Below are 4,112 nucleotides of genomic sequence, written 5' to 3' on the forward strand. Positions count from 1 at the left end.
GAGTGAAAATGGATAAGCTTTTTCTTAAAGGGAGGATTTTTATAAAGAAAAAATCTTGCAGGAATTGAGTGTTTATATTTTTTTTTAAAAGACAAAATCAGCAAAAAAGGAATGGAAAAAATATAAACGATAGTTAAAAGTATAGTATAGATATACGCAAACATTAATTACCTTAAAGATGAAATTAGGAATTTGCAATTGGGAACTGGCATATAAACAACCATAATTTTCAATACTACAAATTCCTAATTCCTATTTCCAATTTTCTATACCGTCTCTTCCTCTTTTTCAAGATAGAGTATTCTACCGCAATGAGGACAAGTAACTATCTCTTCACCCTTAATAACTTTGGAGTAAGTTTTGTCGTTTATTTTCATAAAGCAGCCCATGCAAGCCTGTTTTTTTACCGGAACAACCGCACTATTTCCTGCCCATCTTCTTATCTTTTCATAAAAAGCCAATATCTTTTGAGGAATTTTTGAAACAAGCTCTTGTTTTTTTTCAAAAACCTTTTTTCTCTCCTCTTCCAACTCTTTTAACTCCGCATCAACCGCTTCTTTTGTTTTGTTTACTCTCTCTTCGATCTCTTTTAACCTCTCTTCAAGAGAGTTTTTCTCCTCTATTTTTGTTTCGCAGCTGTTTTCGAGTCTTGCGATCTCTTCATTCGCAAAATTTATCTGCTCTTTTGCGATCTCCTCTTCAAGCTGCAAGGCTTTTGCCTCTTTTTCCGTTTTAACTTGCGCACTCTTTTTTGCAAGATCTTCAAGTTTTTGGGAAAGCTCTTTTAAATGAAGCTCATTTTTTCTCTTTTTTAACTCACACTCTTGGATCTCTTCATTTAGCTTTTTTATAGCCTCTTCTACGCTATTTTTCTCATTTAAAACTCTATTTAATCTCTCCTTAACTTCAGCGATTTTCGGCTCAAAAGCATCAATCTCTTTATCCACTATAGAGAGTTCAACAAGTTGGTCGATATATTGTTTCATTATTTTTCCTTTTGGGATTTACATTAGTTTAAAGGGGTTTTTTGTTGATGAAATTATAGCCTCAATTTTGTTTTTTTTCAATTCTTGAGCTAAAATCCGGCTAAAATAGCGCTCACTGGAGTAATGCTCAATATCAATCAAAGAAAGACCTATAGATTTTGCTTCCATAGCGTCATGATATTTTATATCTCCCGTTAAAAAAACATCGGCTTTGATCTCTTTTATAAAACTTCCGCCTGCACCAGTGGTAAGAGCCGCTCTTTTGATCTTTTCTTTAGTTTTTAAAACTTTGACATATTCAAGATCAAAGCTTTTTTTTACACCATTTACAAAATCGTCAAAATCCATATCCACATCAAAATAGCATACAAAATCTTCACAAAAAGCGTTTTTAAAACCTAAAATCTCTTTAGCCACAAAACTGTTTAGATGAGTTTTATCAAAATTTGTGTGCATAGCGATCAACGAAATATCTTTTTTTATCAACTCTTTTATTAAATTTGAAGGATATGAGGAAAAAAGAAGATTTTTTATAGGTTTAAAAATCAATGGATGGTGGGTAATGATCAAAGAGTTTGGGTCAATATCTTTTAAAAAATCAAAATCTATATCTACAGAGAGATATATCTTTTTTACCTCTTTTTCAAAATCCCCAACCTGAACTCCGCTATTGTCCCAACTCTCTTGCAACTCAAAAGGGCTTATCTCATCCAATATATTATAAATATCTTCTATTTTCATCAACTCTCACCTAAACTCTCTTTATATACTTTAGCACATCCTCTTGCAAGCTCTCTAACCTTTAATATAAAATTTTGCCTCTCGGTTACGCTTATGGCTTTTCTTGCATCTAAAATATTAAATATATGGCTTGCTAAAAGACACTGATCATATGCCGGAAGGGGGATTTTTTCTTCCAAACATCTTTTACACTCTTTTGTAGCATCCTCAAAATGGTTAAAAAGCATTTTGGTATCTGCTACCTCAAAATTGTATCTGCTAAACTCATATTCGCCTCTTTTATGAACATCTTTGTAAGTTACGATATTTTCTTTATTTTTATTCCATACGATATCAAATACATTTTCGATACCTTGCAGATACATAGCAAGTCTTTCTGTGCCGTATGTTATCTCAACGGCAACCGGATCGCACTCATATCCTCCAACCTGCTGAAAATAGGTAAATTGAGTAACCTCCATACCATCGAGCCACACTTCCCATCCAAGTCCCCATGCACCAAGCGTTGGACTCTCCCAGTTATCTTCTACAAATCTAATATCATGTTTTTTAATATCTAAACCCAAATATTCCAAACTTTTTATATAAAGCTCTTGTATATTTTTAGGAACGGGCTTTATTAGAACCTGAAACTGATAATAGCTTCCCAGTCTATTTGGATTTTCACCATACCTTCCATCTGTTGGCCTACGAGATGGCGCAACGTAAGCTGTAGCCCAGGGCTTTGGATCTAAAGCCTTTAAAAAAGTAGCAGGATGAAACGTCCCAGCACCGCTTGGAAAATCGTATGGCTGTAAAATAACGCATCCGTGATTGCCCCAAAACTCCTGAAGTTTCAATAAAAGTTCGCTAAAAGTTATCATTTTATTCCCAATTCCTTCTCTATTTTTGTTTGATCAAACCCGCATATCCATCTACTTCCTACCAAAACAACGGGCACACCTCTACAGCCGTGTCTTATACAATCTTGTGCAGCCTTTTGATCTTTGCTAATATCAATCTCTTTAAATTTTATCTGATTTTTTCTAAAAAACTGTTTTGCTCTCGTGCACCACACACATCCTGGACTGGTAAACAAAACAACCCTTTTTTGAGATCTATTTTGGGCCATTTAACCTCCTTAAATAAGTTAAATCTTTTGATTGTTCATGCATATTAAATCGCCGATTTTTTTGCCTATTTTATTTGCTACTACAGAACATTTTACTTTAAAAAGATAAAATATTCTATCATCTTTCATACTCTCCATACACTCATAATTGCCCATACCTTTTGCTAAAATCAGATCCACATTGTCAAACAATTTTTTTGTCTCACTGTTTGCCTTCTCATAGATAAAACCCGGCGTATCAACGCCGCTATCAATAATTTGGGCAATTTTATCTATATCTATCGCTTTTGCTTCCCTTACTGTTACGTCGTTGATAATCGGCTTTCCCCTCACTACATAATATATATCAAGATCGGGATTGAAATCAAAAATTATCTCCATCATAATTTTATCAAAAACATGTTCACCAACATTGTCTCCTATTACCATCAGACTTTTTGCGGTTTTTAGTTTTTCTTTAAATATCGGTTTATGATCTATAGCAAACTTAGCTTCAAAAATAGTCTCTATTTCATCTTTTATATCAAATGTAACTTCAGTGGCAAAATCTATAACATTTCCTGCTACTGCGGCCCTTAAAGCCGCATCTACATCATCTTTTGAAGAGTTTATTTTTTCTAAAACAAAATCTAGAAACTTAAAAGCTTTATTGGTAGATTCAACTTTTTTCTCTTCGTAAACATCCACTTTGCCGACAATTTCCGATATCTTTGGATAGAGTATGGCCGCAGCTTCAGGCGGAGTCATATCAAAATCAAATTTTGAAATAGTCAAAGCCGCCTTATCCAAGACCTCTTTTGCACATTCATCGTCGCAATTTAAAGCTTTTGTAACCCTTAACGTCTGATTAAAAAGACAAACTAGACAATCTGGCTTCATATTCATACAAAACACCTTTTTATATTTTATGTAACTCTCTTATAAAGCAATTCAATTGATATTTGGAATTGGTAAATGGGAATTGGGAATTAGGCATTGGGAATTGAATCCTCTCTTACCACCTTACCCCCTTATCACCTTATCTCCTTATCTCCTTACCCCCTTACCTCCTTCTCCCTTCAACCTTTCACCTAACCACCCAACCACTCAACTACTCAACCATTTTAACTATTTTAATCAATTTTGACATTGGACATTGGACATTAGACATTGGTAAATGGGAATTGGGAATTAGGCATTGGAAATTGAATCCTCTCTTACCACCTTACCCCCTTATCACCTTACCACTTCAACCTTTCCTAACCGCAAACTTGCTTCGCTTCACTCACCTTCGT

At 34.3% G+C, this 4,112-nt stretch carries 5 protein-coding genes; all 5 read right to left on the reverse strand.

All coding sequences use genetic code 11. From position 1 onward, the window contains the following. Positions 1-266: 266 nt before the first annotated feature. The 5 genes from AC30RD_RS06930 to AC30RD_RS06950 are packed head-to-tail and all read right to left on the reverse strand — an operon-like array spanning position 267 to position 3,723. Positions 267-986, reverse strand: a complete 720-nt coding sequence (locus AC30RD_RS06930; RefSeq protein WP_489493671.1) for a zinc ribbon domain-containing protein — start codon at positions 984-986, stop codon at positions 267-269. Positions 987-1,004: 18 nt separating this feature from the next. Beyond that, positions 1,005-1,727 (reverse strand): Nif3-like dinuclear metal center hexameric protein, encoded by a 723-nt coding sequence (locus tag AC30RD_RS06935; protein WP_489493672.1) that lies wholly within the window; start codon positions 1,725-1,727, stop codon positions 1,005-1,007. Continuing rightward, on the reverse strand, positions 1,727-2,590 hold the full coding sequence (gene glyQ / locus AC30RD_RS06940) for a glycine--tRNA ligase subunit alpha (protein WP_489493673.1): 864 nt from the start codon (positions 2,588-2,590) through the stop codon (positions 1,727-1,729). Before glyQ ends, AC30RD_RS06935 begins: the two co-directional genes overlap by 1 nt. Beyond that, a complete protein-coding gene (locus AC30RD_RS06945; RefSeq protein ID WP_489493674.1) occupies positions 2,587-2,838 on the reverse strand; it encodes a glutaredoxin family protein in 252 nt (83 codons plus the stop codon). Before AC30RD_RS06945 ends, glyQ begins: the two co-directional genes overlap by 4 nt. A gap of 18 nt (positions 2,839-2,856) precedes the next feature. Further along, a complete protein-coding gene (locus AC30RD_RS06950; RefSeq protein WP_489493676.1) occupies positions 2,857-3,723 on the reverse strand; it encodes a damage-control phosphatase ARMT1 family protein in 867 nt (288 codons plus the stop codon). Positions 3,724-4,112: the final 389 nt, after the last annotated feature.

Source organism: Nitrosophilus sp. (assembly GCF_982775275.1).